A 17463-nucleotide genomic window follows, 5' to 3' on the forward strand; every position below is an offset into this window, starting at 1 on the left:
GTGACAGACACAGCGCCGTGGTGGGTGCCGATCGCGGCGGCATGGGGAGTCTTCACTGCCGGAGTGCTGGCCTTCATCGCGGCCCTGATCAAATTGCATACCGACCGCAGGCAGTGGAAGAAGGAAATCGACACCCGCGTCGAGCAGTGGCAAGCCGACCTAGACACCCGCGTTCGGCATTGGCAATCGGACGCTCTGGCCCGCGACCGACAATGGCAGATGGATTCCCTGGTCCGAGGGATGGGCTACCTGACGGGAGGCACGCAGAACCGCAGCGTCGGCATCGGATTGATCACTTCACTGATCACGACCGGCAACTTGCCAGACGGGGTACGTCCCGCAATCGACAGCGTGATGTGGAACCAGCTCGTCTACGCTACGCAGCACGGGCAGATCTACAAAGCACACGAGCGGGACAACGCACAGCGATTGCTCACTCTCGTCGAGCAGTCCTCTTACAAGAACAATCCGGCTTTCGACGACATCAGCAGATGCATCCGGTCGCAGGGCGCCCGTACCCAGAGCCGTTTCACTGCCGCACAGCGGCGGCTGCGAGAAGCCGCCGCCCCACTCGCCGATGACATTGCAGTCGTGCCCTTCGTCGCCGCTCTCAGCACCCTCGTCCAGGCCCAAGCCGACAGGCTGAAGAAGGACGGCGGCCACATCACCCCTGACAAATGGGTGGAAACCCTGGAACGATACTTCCCTAGCTAGCGTGGTGCACGCGCCAGTTACATTCAAGGGAATGCACAGAAGCGTGTGAAGTGGCAATTGCCAGCGCCCGGACAGGGGTCACCGGGCGCAGGACTGGGGGCGCCGGCTACCGGACAGGGGCGCCTCTGGCTGCGCGTCGCACCCCGTCGGCCTCAGCGGCATCAGGCCAAGGGTGGAAGACAGTTTGTCTTCGGGTTCGCGCCGTCTCAGTCGGCGGCGGGAACAGGGGTGGCGTGGGCAGCCCCTCCGGCGTGTGTCACGATCTCCCCCAACCTGTGGGGGGTGTTGCTGAATGGCGCAGGACATTGCGCTGCGGCCGGTGGTGGATCCGGCCCTCGAGGACACGGAGCGCGTGCTGCTGGAGAAGTCCGCCGACGGACTCTTCCCAGCCACGCTGCCGCTGCCCGAGGAGCCGGGGCTGGGCGGCCGTACCAAGGCGGACATCTGGACGGCCCTGGGGGTCTCCGCGGTGTGCGCGCTACTGCCGGTGACGATCCTGTGGGCGCTGATCGGCGTGTGGCCCGGCCTGGCCGTCGGGCTCGCGGCGCAGGCGGGGCTGATCTGGGTCGGGGTCCAGTTCGGGTTCGAGGCGTTCATCCTGACCGTCGTGGGCGTGCACCTGCTGGCCTGGCTGCTGATCGTCGTCCTCGGCTGCGGGACCGACGAGCGGCAGCGGGTGGCCCGGCTGCGCCACGGCCGCTACTACCTGGCCGAGGACTTCGGCGACGACTCCCTGCGCGAGCTGCTGGGCCACTCGCCGCTGCGCCGGATGGAGCGCGCCCAGGCCGCCGTGACGGCGGTACTCCAGTCGCAGGTCGACCAGGACGGGCTGCTGGACGACATCGCCAACGACGTGACGCTGCCGGCCCAACAGTACGAGATCGCCCAGCGCCTGGCCGAGCTGACCCGGCTGGCGCGGAAGGTGCGTACCGCTGCCGGGGACGCCTCCGGCTCGCGGGTGGAGGAGGTGCTGCGGACTCAGCGGCAGGCGCTGCGGCTGTCGTCGAGCGCGTTGGAGGAGCGGGTGGATGCGCTGGAGCGGTACGCCGAGAACACCCGCGCGGCGGACGCGGCGTACCGCGAGTGGGAGGCCGTACGTGAGCTGGAGCAACTCGGCGAGGACATGCACGAGCTGGTGGTGAACACGGTGCGGGACGAGCTGGCCGTCGCCGAGATCGAGGGGCTCGCCGACCGGTCCCGGCTCCAGGACCTGCACCGGATGCTGGACGAGGCGCGGGAGGCGGGGCTGCTGGCCACGCGGTTCGCCGACGAGCCGGCCGACCGCCGGTCCGGCGACAGCGGCCGGGCGTGAGGGGGAGGACGACATGACGCAGACATCCCAGCCGAGACGCGAGTTCCACTCCGGCCGCGGCAAGAAGACCTTCGACCGGATCCCGGGCGGGTTCTACCTGGTCGGCGCCCTGGTGATCCTCTTCGAGGTGGTCACGCTCGGCGCGGTGGGCCTGGCCCTGGCCGTCGGCGACCCGAGCGACGACGGGGCATCCCCGGACAAGGAATCCCGGCGGGTCGAGGTCACCTACATCGCGACGGGCGACCACCCCTCGGTGAACCTCACCGTCGGGGAGGCGAACGGCAACCACGAGCCCCACGGGGTCGTCATCCTGCCGTACCGCAAGACCGTCGAGCTGGCGGCGGGCGCCGACTTCTATCTGGACGTCAGAAGCCGCGAGGACCAGGAAGGGGGCACTCTCACGTGCACCGTGCTGGTCGGCGGCAAGGTGGTCCAGCAGGCGCACAGCACACCGGACTCCTCGTCCGCCACCTGCGCGGGCAGCACCGCGGACGCCCCGCAGCGGGGCATCCCCGTGCCCACTCTCACCCCCGGCGCCTCCCCGCTGCCCGAGGAGCGGCGGCTCACCGGGACGGTCAAGGTGCCGGACTACCCGGGCGAGGGCTCGCCGGTCATCGGCACCGTCACGGACTCCTCCCTGGAGTACGCGGAGCTGGGCGGCACGTGGGACCGGAGCAAGACGCTGGATCCGGTCTTCGATGGCTTCACCCGCAAGCAGGAGGGGCGCCAGCGCGCACTCGTGAAGTCCACGCAGGTCGACGAGGACATCATGGCCGCGGCCGGCGGCACCGGGGAGCTGCGGGGCGTGGCGGGCGCGGTGATGGACGAGCGGCGGCGCTACGAGTACCCCCGCGACCAGGCGATCCTGGTCGACGTCGCCTCGCAGCCGCTGAAGGTCGACGGACATGACGCCTGGCTGCTGGTCAGCGAGATCCACTTCCACAAACGCGGGGTGCCGTCCACGATGGACCTGAACGCGGTCCTCGTGGTCGACACCGGGCGGGTCCGCCCCTCGGTGCTGTGGGTCGTACTGCCGGAGACGAACAAGAAGCTCTGGCCGGACCTAAACACTCTGGTCGCATCCGTCCAGGTCCGCTGACCTGCACCGATACGGGACGGGCCCGGGGGCGCGACGCGTCCCGGGCCCGTCCGGTAGAGCGCGACGCTGGCCGGGCACGGCATCGAGTCGGCGGCGACCAGGTCGACGAGCGTGCCCGACGCACGGGTGCGGTGCCAGACGATCGTGCAGTAGCGCGAGCGGAGCCACTGCTCCACGTGCTCGTACGTGGTGGCGGTGGCCGGCCATCCGTAGAGGCGTGCGACGTTCAGGCGCAGCACCTCGCGGTCGCGCTGGGCGGGGACTGCCTCGCGGATGTCGGGACGCTGCGGGCCGAGCCCGGCGTGTTCGGGCCGGTGGCCTCCGACCCCACGGTCTCCCGGCTCGTCGACGCCCTCGCCGCAGCCGGGCCGAAGGCCCTGTCCGCGATCAGGACCGCTCGGGCCGGCGTGCGCGAGCACGTGTGGAAGCTGGCCGGCACTGCGGCGCCGGATGCCGCGGGCGGGGCAGGTGATCGTGGACCTGGACGGGGTGCTCGTGCTGGCTCACTCCGAGAAGCAGGACGCCACCGCGACCTGACCGGGCAGCCGGTTCACGCTGGTGCACCGGCTCACCCCCGCCGAAACGGGCCTGATCACCGGCGAGCACTACACCAGCAGCTTCCGTGGCCTGAGCCTGCGTTACGGCGCCTTCACCCACCACGAGCCGGTGTCCGGCGCCTGGCTGCGCTCGATGGCCCGGCAGGCCGCCCGGACCCGCACCGTGAGCGTCCACCTGGAACTGCCCAGCGGCATCGTCACCCTCCACTCCCGCCTGGTCGGCGACGTCTTCTTCCACCCCGCCATCCGGGCCGGCGCCCAGGCCCTCTGCGCCTGACGACCCTCGCAGTCCGCCCGGAACCGACCCGCCGCCGGGCGGGCCGACCACCCTCGAATCCGGCACTGGAACCGCGACGCGTCGTCGACGAGGCTGTGCGGTGCGTCGAGGCCATGGGCCCGCCCGCGCTAATGCCCCCCGTAGCGCCCGAGACCGCCTTCTCCACTACGCCCCGACGACGCCCCCGGATCGGCCCTTGCACGGCATGCACCGGCCCCGACCCCCGGCCAAGGGGGAGGCGGGGCCGCTTGTGGCGTCGGCCGCCAGCACGGGGCGGCCCGGGGGGTTGCGTGGCTTTGTCACGCCCGGGCCAGGGTGTTCCTGCCGGGCAATGCTCCCGCACCCCCTCGAGGCGGTCGAGCGTCCGGAGCTGGGCCGCCCCAACGCCCCTGAGAGAGGCCCGGCATCCCCCACTTTGACCAGCCACCCCCCTGCTTTTGCCCATGCCGCCTGCGCGCATCCGCCTCTGTTCCCCACCCTTGGAGTGATTGATGAGCCCGTCTTGGCGCAGCGTCCCCATCCCGGCCTCTGCCGCCCGCCTGCCCCGCAACAGTGCCGGACGCCCGGTCCCCGCAAACGTCACCTGGTATGAGCCCGACGACGACGGCTCGATCCTCGTTGCCCGCAACCCGAACTCGGCGCACACGTCACCTGCCCATGTACACCGGGACACGGCACACCGCGGTTCGGCGAGTAATGCCCCGTCCGGCAGCGGCAGCTCATGCTCCAACGGCAGTGCGGACTGTGCAATGAGGCAATCGATACAGCTGGTGTTCGGCGGCGAGACCAACGCCCAGTACTACCTGGAACCCCCACTCCGCCAGCTCTGTGCGGCCTAGGTCGTGTCTGATAATTGATCTTGTGGTTGGTCGGGGTGAGTTGACGGATGCAGCCTGGGAGCGAATAGCTCCGATGCTGCCGGGTGCGGATGGTCGCGGACGGCCCTGGCGGGATCACCGGCAGGTCGTGAACGGCGTGTTGTGGCGGTTGCGGACGGGGGCGCCCTGGCGGGACCTCCCCGAGCGCTACGGACCGTGGCAGACGGTCTATGAACGCTTCGCCCGCTGGGAGCGGGACGGGACGTGGGCGAGGCTGCTCGAGCACGTCCAGGTCCTCGACGACGCGGTTGGCGTCGTTGAATGGACCGTGTCGATCGACTCCACCATCAACCGCGCACACCAGCACGCCGCCGGTGCCCGCAAAAGGGGGCACCGGCGGCGGACGCACTGGAAGATCCGCCACATCAGGCGCCTGGCCAGGCCCTCGGCCGGTCCCGCGGCGGGCTGACCACCAAGGTCCACCTCGCGGCGGACGGCCGCGGTCTTCCCTTGGCCGTCGTCGTACGCCGGGCAACGTCAACGACTCCACCGCGTTCGACTCGGTGCTGGATGCGGTGCGGGTGCCCCGCTTGACCGTGGGCCGGCCCCGTCGCAGGCCCGAGACGGTCATCGCTGACAAGGCGTATTCCTCGCGGGCCATCCGGTCCGGCTTACGGCGGCGCGGCATCCGGGCGGTCATCCCTGAACGGGCCGACCAGGTCGCGAGCCGACGGCGCCGTGGATCGGCCGGCGGACGACCGCCGGCGTTCGACTCCGAGCAGTACAAGACCCGCAACGTCGTCGAACGCTGCTTCAGCAGGCTCAAGCAGTTCCGGGCCGTGGCCACCCGTTTCGACAAACTGGCCGCCCGTTACCTCGCCGGCCTCCGCTGCGGGCGGAGCCTTCAGAGACTGGGTGAGCGCGATCCCGCCATTGGGGAGGCGGACCACGAGAGCCCGCGACCGCGCAGCCGCGCGGTGTAGCCGACGACGTCGGCCTCCACGGTTTCGGCATGCCTGATCTTCTTCCTTCTCTGCACCTCACTGAATGGGCGCTAGGCAGTGTCTTTCCGATCATCCGATCGTTGGACTACCTGTGAGGGGTGGGGAGATATCTGACGCCGCGTGGTCGTTGATCGAGCCGTTGCTGCCGCCAGCGGGCCGGGCCCGAGGCAGGTGGCGAGACCACCGCCAGGTCCTCGAAGGCATCGTGTTCAAGTTCCGCACAGGGCTGCCCTGGAAAGAGATCTGCCGGAGCGGTTCGGGCCCTGGCAGACCGTGCACGGACGCTTCGCGCGCTGGGCCGCCGACGGAACCTTCGACCGGCTCCTGGCCGCGGCCCAGGGGCGGGCGGAGGTGGACTGGCTGGTCGCGCTGGACTCCACGATCGTGCGGGCCCATCAGCACACGGCCGCCAAAGGGGGCTCGACGAGCGTGGGCTCGGACGCTCCCGCGGCGGGCTGACCAGCAAGATCCACCTGGCCTGCGTCGGGCGGGGCCGGCCGTTGTCCTTCACGGTCACGGCCGGCACCCGCAACGACTGCACCCAGGCCGAGACGGTCATCGACAAGATCCGCGTCATCCGGCCCGGACCGGGACGGCCCCGTGTCCGGCCCGGGCGGGTGGTGGCAGACAAGGGCTACTCGGCCCGCTCCTTCCGCGCCTACCTGCGCAGACGCGGAATCAAGGCGACCATCCCCGAACGTGTCGACCAGCTCGCGGGCCGACGCCGGCGCCGTGAACGGCCCTGCGGCTTCGACAGAGCCGTCTACCGCCGCCGCAACGTCGTCGAACGCTGCTTCCACCGCCTCAAGCAATGGCGCGGCATCGCCACCGCTACGACAAACAGCCCGGCCGCTACCTCGCCGCCATCACCCTGGCCAGCACACTCATCTGGCTCGAGAAGTGATCGACAAGACGCTACCTAGGGCGACCGTGCGTGGGCTCCTAGAACTAACGGCCGTCGTCGCATCCTTGGCGTGCCGAGGATGCCGGCTCTCGTTTGCTGGACGGAGTCCCGCAGGTCACGGCCCGGTGTTTCCGCCTCGGTTGAGCCAGGCGCGGACGGATCCGCCGTCATAGACGACGAGGTAGTCGGCCCTGCCGTCGCCGCTGATGTCGCGGAACACCGACTTGTCACCGGGATAGCCGGTTTCGTTGACGAAGTTCAGCCGTTCAGTGAAGCCGCCGCTGCCCCTTCCGCCGTTGTTGATGTAGGCGTGGACAGCACCACTGTTACCGACCATCAGGTAGTCGGCTTTGCGGTCACCGTTGACGTCGGCGAGGCGGAGCTTGTCCCTGGATCCGTACCGGACCCCGGGAGCCCAGTTGAGCCGTTCCACCCATCGGGGCGTCTCGATCCGGTCTCCCGGCTCGTTCACGTAGGCATGGACGGTGCCGTTCTCACCGACGCGAAGGAGGTCGTCTCGGCCATCACCGTCGATGTCCGCGAAGCGGACGGCCTCAAGGGGAATGCCGGTGATGGGAGCGAAGATTATCCGTGGATCTCCCCATTGGATCCGTCCGTCCTTGACGCCTAGATTCTCAAAGAACTCAACAAACTTCTCCGAGAAGCCTGGGAATGTCACGATGTCGTCGCGGCCGTCACCGTTGAGGTCGGCGAACCGCGTCACTGATGCGGGTCCCCACGGGTGACTGGGGTAGTGCATTCCCACCTCGACCCAGTCGGGCTTGCCGGGTTCACCGGCAGTGTTGAGGGCGACCCGTATGCCGCCGCTGCCACTCATCCGAACATAGTCACCACGGTTGTCGCCGTTGAGTTCGACGATGTCGGTCCGGCCCTCGGGGTACTCCATACCAGGCGCGATGACTCCCAGTGCACGCCACCCCGGACCGGCCTTGCTGCCCGCCTCCTCTGGGCACTCCTTCCCGCTACCGGGAACGGGCTTCTTGATCCAGCCGAGACCGGCCGCTCTCCAGATCTCGTTGTAGAAGACGTCGGCGATCTTCCGGTAGCCGGTGTCATTGGGATGGGAGCCGTCCACGTCATCGGTGGTCACCGTGCTCATGTCCGCCAGAAGGACGTGCTTGCCCTGCTCCTGCCGCTGTCTCACCAGGTCGGGGATCCGGGCGTTGTAGGCGTCGATCCTGGGCTGCAGGCCGTCTTTCGTGGAGGGGATGAGGGTGGCGACGATGACGACCGCCTCGGGTGCGTCGTGCAGGACCTGGTCAATCAGGGCGCCGAGCCGGTCCGGCGCGGTGGCCAGGTCCCTGTTCTGGTTCATGTCGTTCGTTCCGGCATGCAGCGTCACCACATTGGGCCGATAGGCGGGCACCGTGCAGTCCACCCGTTCCATGATCTCGTCAATCCGCTCGCCGGAGACTCCGTCATGGTCACGATCGGGTAGGGTGCCCGAGCGCTGGTCACCCACGAAATCTCGCTTGAATCGCTTCCCGTCGATGCTGATCAACCCGTCTTCGAGCGCCGACGGCGTGAGGTCATTCCACAGGGGAAGGCGGTAGCCGTTCTTGTTGGTGCTGTTCTCGCCGACAGTGATCGAATCCCCCTGGGGGCCCAGGACGATGTCGTCACGAAGCGGCGGCGGGTCCACCTCGCCCCGGGCCCGGATTCCACCGACTTGCACGGGATAGTGATCCCCGCCCACACCATGAAGCCGGTAGACCTGGTGCCCGATGACCTGGTCGTTGGAGACGGCGTAGTCCAACTCGCGACCGCTTTGGTGCGTAGGCAGGTAGGTTCGGTAGAAGTATCCTTGTACGTCCGGGGCGCCCGGATCCGTAGTGAGGTCCGCCGGTTGGCGGTTGAAGTCACCCGCCACCACCCAGGTGTAGTTGATCCCGTCTTGCCGGCCCCAGTCCTCAACCGTTCTGGCGATCTCGGCAACCATGCGAGCTGAGTCGGTACCGCCGTTGGACAGTGCGTGGAAGTTGAAGTACCAGGTGGAACCGTAGCGGAGGCCCAGCGCTGTGCGACCACGAGCCCGGGGATTGACCACTACCGCGAGATCATCCGGTTCGTCGCGGGTCACGGTGGCGATGTTGACCCGACCGCCTGTGCCGCTGCCGCCGTTGTCGTCGGTCTGCAGGAAGTACACGTGGTAGGGAAGCGGGCCCCTGGTGCTGCTCTCCGGCGCCCAAGGGACGTGCCTGACCTCTTCCCCCCCGATGATCTGGGTGTCAGGTCCGGGGACATCGGGCCGATCACTCTCCGGCGGCGGATCGGCACCCACCTCCTGCAGCATCACCATCTGCACCTGCTGCATGAACGGCCTGATGGTGTCCTGCCACCTCAGACCCTGATTGGAACCTTGCAAATTCAAGGTGATGAACGGCGTCGAGGACAGGGGCCGGGAGACGGCCTGCGCCGGGGTCGCCCCCGGCTCAGCAACCACCAGCAGCGTCGCGGCGGCCACCGCGGCCATGAGCCATGCGAGTGGGCCCTTGAGCGCCCTGTGCCCGCCGCCCGGTTTCGCCATGCCCGGTCTGCACCAGATGCGGCCGCCGCCTGCACCTAAGAGGGGTCTTGTCATGTTTCCTCCTTGTAGAGTAGCGCCGACTGCGGCACTGAAGAAGCGACAGGGGCCGGCGGGGCAACGGTGAGCAGCCGGGCGCTGGCTTGCCCACATCACGAACCAGGCGCCCGACCTTTGGAGAGACGCGGCCGGCTTCCCGACGGTTCGGCGGCTCACTGTTCTCGCCGACAATGACGCAAACCGTGGCATGTGCGCTCGCCCTCGCCCGGCTCGTCCTCGACACCGCCGAACCCGGCACGGCGAGCGTCCGGCGAGGTCGTTGAAAGAGGCATCGGAGCCATAGGCCAAAGACGCCTCAAGACCCTGTCACGTACCTGGGAGGACGTGCAGGCCGAGATCGGTGACGTGATTGTCACCGTGATGGTGAGCAGCAGCTCGCTGGCAGTGTGGGTGCTCGTGTCGTACGTGTGGTGGTCGGTCACGGTGGACAGACCTCATGCCGCGAGGATGGCGGGGCGTTCAACGAGATGGCCGCGTCCGAAGCGGGCCCCGGCCCGGACGAGGGCGACGAGGTGGAGTGCGTTCACCGCCCGCCACCGCTGCTGGGCAGACTCGACGAGCCCGAAGACCATGGCCAGGGCGGCGGTGCGGTATCCGACGCCGCGGGTGACCCGGGTCCGCAGCCCCCGAGGTTCCGATCCTGCCCCGCATCAAGGAACCCGAGACCTGCACGCTATCCCGGATGGACAGCACAACGGGACGTACCAGGCAGTCAATAGATTCTGTTCCACCGGCCTCCGCCCGCACGCGCTGACGGCCTGCGCGTGGCGTCGCTGGCCGCCTGTTCCTCCACGCGCGCGGAGCGGGCGGCCGCCTTCCGCTTCTGGTGACGGATGCCCAGGCGGCGGAGCTTGCGGCGGACGCCGACGGCGTCCGCCGCGGTGACGCCGACCAGGTCGGCGGCCTCGGCCCACGAGGTGCGCGGCGACAGAGCCCACGCCCGGGCCAGATGCTGCTCGCCGAGCGCGAGCTGGGCGAACACGGCGGCCGCGCCCTCGGTCTCCGGCTCCCACTGAGGCTGCTCCCTTGGAGTGGACACCCTGACAATGGATCTTGAAGGTCCAGGAAGGGATGTCCAGGTGGGACGCCAGTCTCCGTACTCGGAGGAGTTCCGGAAGGACGCCGTCGCGCTGTACCGCGCGGCTGGCGGGAAGCGCACGTATGCGGCGGTGGCCGCTGAACACGGGATCACCGGGGAGACACTGCGGGCCTGGGTCCGCAAGGACGCCGCCCAGCAGACGCCTGAACGCCGTGGGCCCGACGGCGGCGAGAGCCCGGATGGGGAACTGGCACGGCTGCGGGCCGAGAACGCCCGGCTGCGACACGGGGAGAAGGAATGGCAGCTGGAACGCGAGATCCTGCGCCGGGCAGCCGCCTATTTCGCTCGGGAGATGAAGTGAGGCCCCGCCGCTGGGACTTCATCTCCGACAACCGCGCCGACTTCGGCGTGAAGCGGCTGTGCCGGGTCCTTGGGTGTCCCGCTCCGGCTTCTACCGGCACCAGGTGACTGCCCCGGCCCGCGCCAAACGCCCCTTCAACAACACCGGCTACACCATCGACGTCACGACCACCCCATAGCCCACGCCACCGCCCCCGCCCACCACCCCACCGACCGGCCCCGAACCTGCGGCATCCGCCCGGGCTCGGGGCCGCCTCGCGTCCCCGCCCCTGCCTGCCGCGCGTAGCCCCGGGGGCCGCGCGCTGCCGCCCATGCCCGAGGGTCCCGTCCGTCGCGTCGCGGCCCGTGCGCAGGCTCCGGCACCGGCCCGCGTGATGCCGCTCCTCGGGCCTCGCGCCGGTGGTTGCTGCGCTAACTCCCCGCCTGCGCACCGTGAGGCCACACCAGCCCGGTCCTGAAACGGAGCCCCGCATGTCCCGCCCCGAGTCCGCCGCCGTCCGCCTGAACACCCCCGCCGACCTCGCCGAGGCCTTGCCCTACCTCCTCGGCTACCAGCCCCGCACGTCCGTGGCCGCCGCCATCTTCCACGACGGCCGCTTCACCTGTGCCGCCCGCCTGGACCTCCCGCCGGCCGCGTGGGAATGGTTCGACTTCGCTGCCGAGGCGGCCCGCGCGATCACCGACCAGTTCAACGCGCGCACGCCCGACTCCGCCGTGCTCTACCTCCTCGACGAACCGGCACCCGGCCAGTCCGGCCGAACGGTCGCCACCCGCCTCGCGCCCTTGGCCGGGCTCCTGCGCGCCGCCTTCACCCACCACCGCGTCACCGTCCCGCTGACCCTGTGCATCAGCGCCAACCAGTGGTGGGACATCACCCACGACATCACGCCGGGCCCCGGAACCCCCCTGCCGGACACCACCCCCGGACCCGCAACCGTCGCGTTCACCGTCGCCGGACAGCTCCCCGCCCTCAGCGAGGACGCCCTCACCACCACCTTCGCCCCCCTGACCGGCCCCGCCGCCGACACCCTGCGCACCGCGCTGGACACCGCCGCGACAGCCAACCACCGCGGCGCTGTCCGGCCCGCCACCGCCCACACGCTCCTGGAACAGGCAGCCACCGCCTTCGCCGACCCTGCCACCACCACACTGCCCCCGGCCGACACCGCCACCCTCCTCCACACCCTGAGTGACCGCCTGGTCCGCGACTGGGCCATGAGCCTGCCCGACACCCACACCAACCCCGCCGCCCGCCGCCTGTTCACCTACCTCGCCACCGCCGCCGTCGGCCCTCACGAGGCCCTCGCCTGCGCGCCGTTGACGCTCCTGGCCGTCAGCGCATGGTACGACGACGACCAGGCCCTCGCCCGTCTCGCTCTGCGCCGGGCATGCCGCCTCGATCCCGCTGCCTCCCTGCCCGCCCTGCTGCGGGCCGCGTTCAACCTGCCCATCTCCACGCAGCAGCTCAAGGAACTCGCCCGAGCCGGACGCCCCACCGACTGACCCCCCGCCTGCCGGCCACCGGCCCCGAACCTGCGGCATCCGCCCGGGCTCGGGGCCGCCTCACGTCCCCACCCCCCACCCCCCACCCCCGACGCCGTCGCGCCCAGCCCCGCCTGCCGCGCGCTGCTCACCTCCGCCCGCCCCGCGCCCCGAACAACCGCCCGTGCCGGGCAGTCCCGCCGCGACGGGCCCGCCCGGGCCGCCCGCAGGCACCGCGGCCGGCGGTGCGCGGCTAGGGCCCCCACGGGGCAACGTCGGCGCCTCCCACCCAACGAGAAGGAACCCGACCATGCCGAACCCCGAGCTCGCAGCCCGCATCCGCAGCGCGATCCTCACCCACCCCCGCCACTACGACCCCAGCGCCTGGCTTCGCGGAACCACCCTGCTCCACCCCGACACCCCGCCCCACAAGGCCGACTCCCCGTGCGGGACGACCCTGTGCGTCGCCGGATACGCCGCCCACTTCACCGGCCACACCCTCGAAGTCGTCGACGGTCCCGCCGACTCCCACGGCAGCCGCGCCACCCAGACCCTCGCCCACAAGCCCGGCAGCCAGGCCCTGCCCGTCTGGATCGTCGCCCAGCGGGAACTGCACCTGACCGGCAACGACGCCGGACGGCTCTTCGCCTCCTGCACCAAGGCATCCACCGTGCTCGCCGCGCTCGCCCAACTCGCGGGCGGCGCGCCCCGCATCGACTGGGACGCCATCCCGGCGTAGTACCCGACCCGCCCCATCATCCGCTGCTTGCTCAACGTGCCGCGCTGCTGCTCCCTCGCACACCCGGCCCAGCGGCCAGCGGCCGGCCCGCCCGGCAGGGGAGGCCCGCCCCGCCACCAGGGCGGGCCTCACACGGCCGCCGTGCCGTCTGGCGGCCCGGATACACCGTGCCCCGCCGTCTTCGGCCCGCTGTTGCGGGGGTTGCCCCCCGGCTGGGGGAGTGTCGGGGGTGCCGGAAGGCGCTCCCGCACCACGCCCCTCACCCGGGTGCGGTCGAGCCCCCGGCCGCCGGACCCGCCCCTCCCCCCGGGGCGGTCCGGCACCCCGTCCCCGGCCGTGGCCGCCCGCGAGCAGGTCGCGGGCGAGCCTCTAGTGATCGTCGAGGTCTGAACGATGCAGCCCGGCACCGCTCGCGACAGCCGGGACGCAGGCGGCCGCGAGAGCCACCTGTACGGCGCCGCCACCCGCCTTTGGCGGGCCCCGGGAGCCTGCCCCCGGTTCTTCCGCCCCGGCCGACCGGCCGGGGCGGGCCATCCCACCCGAGAGGAAACACCCCACATGAGCCGTCACTTCGCCACCGCCGCGATCGTCCAGGCCGCCCCCGGATACCGCGAGCTGCGCATCACCATCCGCGAGCAGGGCCAGGCGGACGACGTCGCCCTGATCGCCGTCCGCCCCATGCACGACACCCCGGACGTCCTCGCCGCGTTCGGCTGGCACCTGGTGAGCAAGCTGGAGTACGTTGCCGGCCCGAACGAGGAGCGCGCCGAGGTCGAGCCCTGCGAGCCCGCCGACCACGGCGGGGCACAGGCCCTGCGCGACGCCGTCCGCCGCGAGATCCGCGCTCGCACCCGGGCACGCGTCCTCGTCCACTCCAGCGCCCGCCACTTCCAGCCCGTGCTCCTCAACGGCGACCACTCGGCCGACCCGATCGGCTGGACCTTCGTCGTCGGCGTCAACCACGACCGCGGCCACGGCTGGGTCACGTCCACCGGGGCCGTCTCCCGTGGACCGCGCATCCCCACCCGGGCCGACGCCGCCCGCAGCGTCCGGCACGAGTACATGGCGCAGATGACCGAGGCGCGGATCGAGGAAGCGGACGACAGCGCTGCGTACGCCCAGCTCCAGCAGCAGCCCGGCGACGTCCTCACCCGCCTGCTGCTGATCGTCCGCAACGGCGGCACCGCTCCCGTCGACGAGGAGCCCGTCGAGGAGCCCGCCGGGGAGGTTGAGGGCCCGGTGTTCCGCAAGGGGGACCGGATCGTCTGCGCCGACGGCGTCACCCGCACCGTCGAGGCAATGGCCCCGGCCGTCACCGGGGAACCCGCCCGGGTCGTCGTCGAGGGCGCAGGCGAGTGGATCGCCGGGAACTGCCTGCGGGCGAACTGGGAGGACGTCCTCGCCGCGCACCGCCGCAGCAACGCCGCCCTTCTCCGGGTCCGCACCGAGCCCGACCCGACCAACCCAAAGTGGCGCGCCGCCCTCACCGAGCTGGGCGAAGCCCTCGACTACCTCCGCAAGGCCGACCCGACCGTCGGAGTCGCCCTCGCCGAGGACGACGCCCGCGAGGCCGCGACCCGGGTCCACCCCGACGCCAGCGGCTTCCAGCCGATCCACAACCCGGGCGAGGACGAGCCGGTCGCCTGGACGTTCCGCACCGGCCACGGCGCCGGGAGCCGGTACGGCGTGGTCACCCGCACCGCCGAGGTCTCCCCGGTCGGGCTCTACGAGTACCCGACGACCGCCGAGCGCGCATGGCGCCGGCACGAGGCCGAGCTGACCCGCTGACGCCCGGCCGCCCTCGTCGACGCCCCGCTCCCGGCACGCCGGGAGCGGGGCGTCGGTGCGTCCAGGGGCCGACACCACCACCTGCTTCCGCCCCTTCACTCCACCCCACCGATCCCGGACCTGTTCACCCTCGCCGATGGCGAGCACGGCCCGTTACGAGGCCCCGCGCCTGGGACCCGTGGCAGGCCATCAGCGTCACCCGGACCAACGGCGGATCAGCTCGCCATCGACCGGCCTGCCCGGCACACATCCCGCCCGCCGTCCGGCCTGCCGCGCTGCGCTCGGCACCGTCCCGCCCCCGCACAGCCTTGCGGGGCTTGCCCCCGGCTGGAGGAGTGTCGGGGGTGCCGGAAGACGCTCCCGCACCACCCCCTCACCCGGGGGCTCGACCGCCCGGCCTCCGGCCCCGCCAGCCGTGCCGCCCACACCTCACCTCGAAAGGGAAACCGGCCACCCATGCGACAGATCGTGCTCCAGCCCGACGGCCGGCTCGCCGTCTACTCCACCATCGTCGACGACCTCGTGATGTACGACGCCACCTTGGACGAAGTCGCCGACGAAGCAGCCGACTTCGCCCGAGAGACGGCATCCCCCAACGCCACACCCGAACAGACCGCCGAACGCATCAAGCGTGCTCGCGAAACCGCCCGCCGCAACGCCGCACACGTCCTGGCCGGCGAACCGCACCGGGCGTACAAGCACCCCCAGTCATGGCAGGACATCGAAGCCATGACCACCGCCGAGGACACCGACCCCCGCGAGGACTGCAACGGCCACGCCCTGTAACCGCCAGCACCCGGCCTCGCGCCCGGACACTCCCGTCCCGGCGCGGGGCCGCCGCCGTCCAACCACCCGCGTCGCATGCGGCCGCGCCCCGCCCTCACCGTGCTGCTGCTCCCTCGCATGCCCGGCCCAGCGGCCAGTGGCCAGCCCGCCCGCGCAGGGGAGGCCCGCCCCGCCACCGGGGCGGGCTTCTCACGGCCGCCGTGCCGCCGTGCCGCTTGCCGACCGGATGCACCGTGCCCCGCCGTCTTCGGCCCGCTGTTGCGGGGGTTGCCCCCCGGCTGGGGGAGTGTCGGGGGTGCCGGTGGAGATGCTCCCGCACCACGCCCCTCACCCGGGTGCGGTCGAGCCCCCGGCCGCCGGATCCCCCCGCCCCTCGGACCGCCCCTCACCTCTCCCCGGGGGCGGCCCTCTCACTCGCCGTCGGCCCGTTGAAGGGAACCCCTACTCATGCGCACCTACGCCACCGCCCAGCACACCGGAACCGACCCCGGCCAGTGCGACGCCACCGCCGTCCGCACCGTCAACGGCACCCGCGCGTACGTCCTCCTGGACGGCCTCGGCCGCCGAGCGGCAACCCACCGGTGGGCCCTCGCCGCCGCCCGGCAGATCGCTGGCGCCGCCGCCCGCCGCGGCGACGCCGAGGCCGGCCTGCGCCACGTCTACAACCTCCACCGGGAGGACGCCGCTCACTACGGCAGCGAGCACAAGGCGGCGGCCGTGGTCGCCGTCAAGGCCCCCGGCCAGCCCCTGATGGTCGCCTGGTGCGGCGACTCCCGCGCGTACCTGATGGAGCACGGGACCGCAGTGCGCCTCACCGAGGACCACAACAAGCGCCGCGTCTACCCCCCCACCGCCACCTATCCCTACGGCGGCAACCGGAACCACATCACCTCGTTCCTCGGCTCCGACGCCACCGACGAGGACAGGCAGCGCCGCTACGGCCACCCCGCGATCGAGACCACCACCCGAAAGATCACCGGCCCCTGCCGCCTGCTGCTCGCCTCGGACGGCGCGTACGAGCCCCACGAGGACGCCCGGCACTGCCTGTTCACCCAGTGCGACGGCGACGACCTGATTCCCACCGTCCGGGACCTGGTGAACCTGGCCGTCGACACCGCCGTCAAGACCAGCCGCTCCCTCGACCCGAACCAGGTCTACGCGGACAACGCGACTGCCCTCCTGGCCGACCTGACCCCCTGACCCACCCGCCCGGCCCCCGGACCGCATACCCGACGGCCCGCCTCCGGCCACACCCCGCAGGGCGGGCCGCCCCCGCGTTACCCGCCCCTCGCGAACCCCCGCCCCCGGTCCGAAGGTGTTGCCCGCCTAACCGCCCGCCATCGCACCCTCACTCCCGTCAACCAGCACCCCGCCTGCCTGATGGGAGTCCCCGCCGTGACGACCGCCGTGATGCGCCCCTGCACCGTCTCCGCCCGCATCAACCCCGCCGACAGCGACCTCACCCCCGGCGTCTACACCGCCACCGTCTACCTGAACACCCACCCCGACAGCTTCCACGGCTACCAGCCTCACCACCCCCTCGCCGCCGCCACCCGCGCCGACAACACGCCCCTGCGGCTGGTCTTCCACGCCAGCGACCGCATCCGCGATCACGAGGCCGCCGCCGACGCCGCCTACACCGTCGGCAACCGCCAGCGTCCCGACGACAACGGCCAGAGGTGGCCCGCCGACATCCGTTCCGTCTCCACCGGCGACGTCATCAAGGCCACCGGCCCCGGCCACTGGATCATCCACCTCAGCGTCGACCCCTACGGCTTCTCCACCGTCCCCGAGCCCACCACCCTGGTCGGCCTGGCCGGTACTCGCGCCAGCAGCCGCCGCTGACCCCCGCACCCGCACTCCGGCCCTGTCCTGCACCCGCAGGCAGGGCCGGTGCGCACATGGGGCCGCCCGCACACCCACCGCCACCCACCGCGGCCGCCAGGGGTTGTGCCGCTAGCAGCCCCGTGCCGGATCCT

At 71.5% G+C, this 17463-nt stretch carries 12 protein-coding genes and 5 pseudogenes; 14 read left to right on the plus strand and 3 right to left on the minus strand.

The window, feature by feature from the left end; genetic code table 11:
* From ACSU6L_RS40270 to ACSU6L_RS40300, 7 genes and pseudogenes are all read left to right on the plus strand, one after another.
* Positions 1 to 714 carry a hypothetical protein gene (locus tag ACSU6L_RS40270; protein WP_437064619.1) on the plus strand — a complete coding sequence of 238 codons (714 nt, stop codon included), beginning with the start codon at positions 1 to 3 and terminating at the stop codon, positions 712 to 714.
* 292 nt (positions 715 to 1006) lie between these two features.
* Positions 1007 to 2026 carry a hypothetical protein gene (locus tag ACSU6L_RS40275; protein ID WP_437064621.1) on the plus strand — a complete coding sequence of 340 codons (1020 nt, stop codon included), beginning with the start codon at positions 1007 to 1009 and terminating at the stop codon, positions 2024 to 2026.
* A gap of 13 nt (positions 2027 to 2039) precedes the next feature.
* The gene (locus ACSU6L_RS40280; protein WP_351868010.1) at positions 2040 to 3125 is read left to right on the plus strand and encodes a hypothetical protein; all 1086 of its coding nucleotides are present in this window, start codon (positions 2040 to 2042) and stop codon (positions 3123 to 3125) included.
* A 239-nt stretch (positions 3126 to 3364) separates the two neighbouring features.
* Positions 3365 to 3659: pseudogene (locus ACSU6L_RS40285) on the plus strand (transposase); the annotation flags it as partial.
* A gap of 24 nt (positions 3660 to 3683) precedes the next feature.
* On the plus strand, positions 3684 to 3959 hold the full coding sequence (locus tag ACSU6L_RS40290) for a hypothetical protein (protein ID WP_437064623.1): 276 nt from the start codon (positions 3684 to 3686) through the stop codon (positions 3957 to 3959).
* 861 nt (positions 3960 to 4820) lie between these two features.
* Positions 4821 to 5760: pseudogene (locus tag ACSU6L_RS40295) on the plus strand (IS5 family transposase).
* Positions 5761 to 5872: 112 nt separating this feature from the next.
* Positions 5873 to 6685, plus strand: a pseudogene (locus ACSU6L_RS40300) (IS5 family transposase).
* Positions 6686 to 6800: 115 nt separating this feature from the next.
* On the opposite strand, the gene ACSU6L_RS40305 reads toward ACSU6L_RS40300, so the two are convergent.
* The 3 genes and pseudogenes from ACSU6L_RS40305 to ACSU6L_RS40315 all read right to left on the minus strand — a co-directional run bounded on the left by ACSU6L_RS40305 (position 6801) and on the right by ACSU6L_RS40315 (position 10329).
* A complete protein-coding gene (locus ACSU6L_RS40305; RefSeq protein ID WP_437064625.1) occupies positions 6801 to 9287 on the minus strand; it encodes an FG-GAP-like repeat-containing protein in 2487 nt (828 codons plus the stop codon).
* Positions 9288 to 9724: 437 nt separating this feature from the next.
* A pseudogene (locus ACSU6L_RS40310) lies at positions 9725 to 9913 on the minus strand (IS256 family transposase); the annotation flags it as partial.
* Between the two features lie 89 nt (positions 9914 to 10002).
* A complete protein-coding gene (locus ACSU6L_RS40315; protein ID WP_437064627.1) occupies positions 10003 to 10329 on the minus strand; it encodes a hypothetical protein in 327 nt (108 codons plus the stop codon).
* A gap of 40 nt (positions 10330 to 10369) precedes the next feature.
* Here ACSU6L_RS40315 and ACSU6L_RS40320 point away from each other — a divergent pair.
* The 7 genes and pseudogenes from ACSU6L_RS40320 to ACSU6L_RS40350 all read left to right on the plus strand — a co-directional run.
* Positions 10370 to 10820, plus strand: a pseudogene (locus tag ACSU6L_RS40320) (transposase); the annotation flags it as partial.
* Between the two features lie 340 nt (positions 10821 to 11160).
* Positions 11161 to 12192 carry a DUF4192 domain-containing protein gene (locus ACSU6L_RS40325; RefSeq protein ID WP_437064628.1) on the plus strand — a complete coding sequence of 344 codons (1032 nt, stop codon included), beginning with the start codon at positions 11161 to 11163 and terminating at the stop codon, positions 12190 to 12192.
* Positions 12193 to 12481: 289 nt separating this feature from the next.
* The gene (locus tag ACSU6L_RS40330) at positions 12482 to 12910 is read left to right on the plus strand and encodes a hypothetical protein (RefSeq protein ID WP_437064630.1); all 429 of its coding nucleotides are present in this window, start codon (positions 12482 to 12484) and stop codon (positions 12908 to 12910) included.
* Positions 12911 to 13468: 558 nt separating this feature from the next.
* On the plus strand, positions 13469 to 14698 hold the full coding sequence (locus ACSU6L_RS40335; protein ID WP_437064632.1) for a hypothetical protein: 1230 nt from the start codon (positions 13469 to 13471) through the stop codon (positions 14696 to 14698).
* Between the two features lie 456 nt (positions 14699 to 15154).
* Positions 15155 to 15484: a hypothetical protein gene (locus tag ACSU6L_RS40340; protein WP_437064633.1), complete on the plus strand. Its 330-nt coding sequence runs from the start codon at positions 15155 to 15157 to the stop codon at positions 15482 to 15484.
* A 447-nt stretch (positions 15485 to 15931) separates the two neighbouring features.
* Entirely contained in the window at positions 15932 to 16684 is a 753-nt protein-coding gene (locus ACSU6L_RS40345; RefSeq protein ID WP_437064635.1) for a mucin-2, read from the plus strand.
* 195 nt (positions 16685 to 16879) lie between these two features.
* Entirely contained in the window at positions 16880 to 17329 is a 450-nt protein-coding gene (locus ACSU6L_RS40350; protein WP_437064636.1) for a hypothetical protein, read from the plus strand.
* Positions 17330 to 17463: the final 134 nt, after the last annotated feature.

The organism is Streptomyces sp. enrichment culture, assembly GCF_964272855.1.
GTDB lineage: Bacteria > Actinomycetota > Actinomycetes > Streptomycetales > Streptomycetaceae > Streptomyces.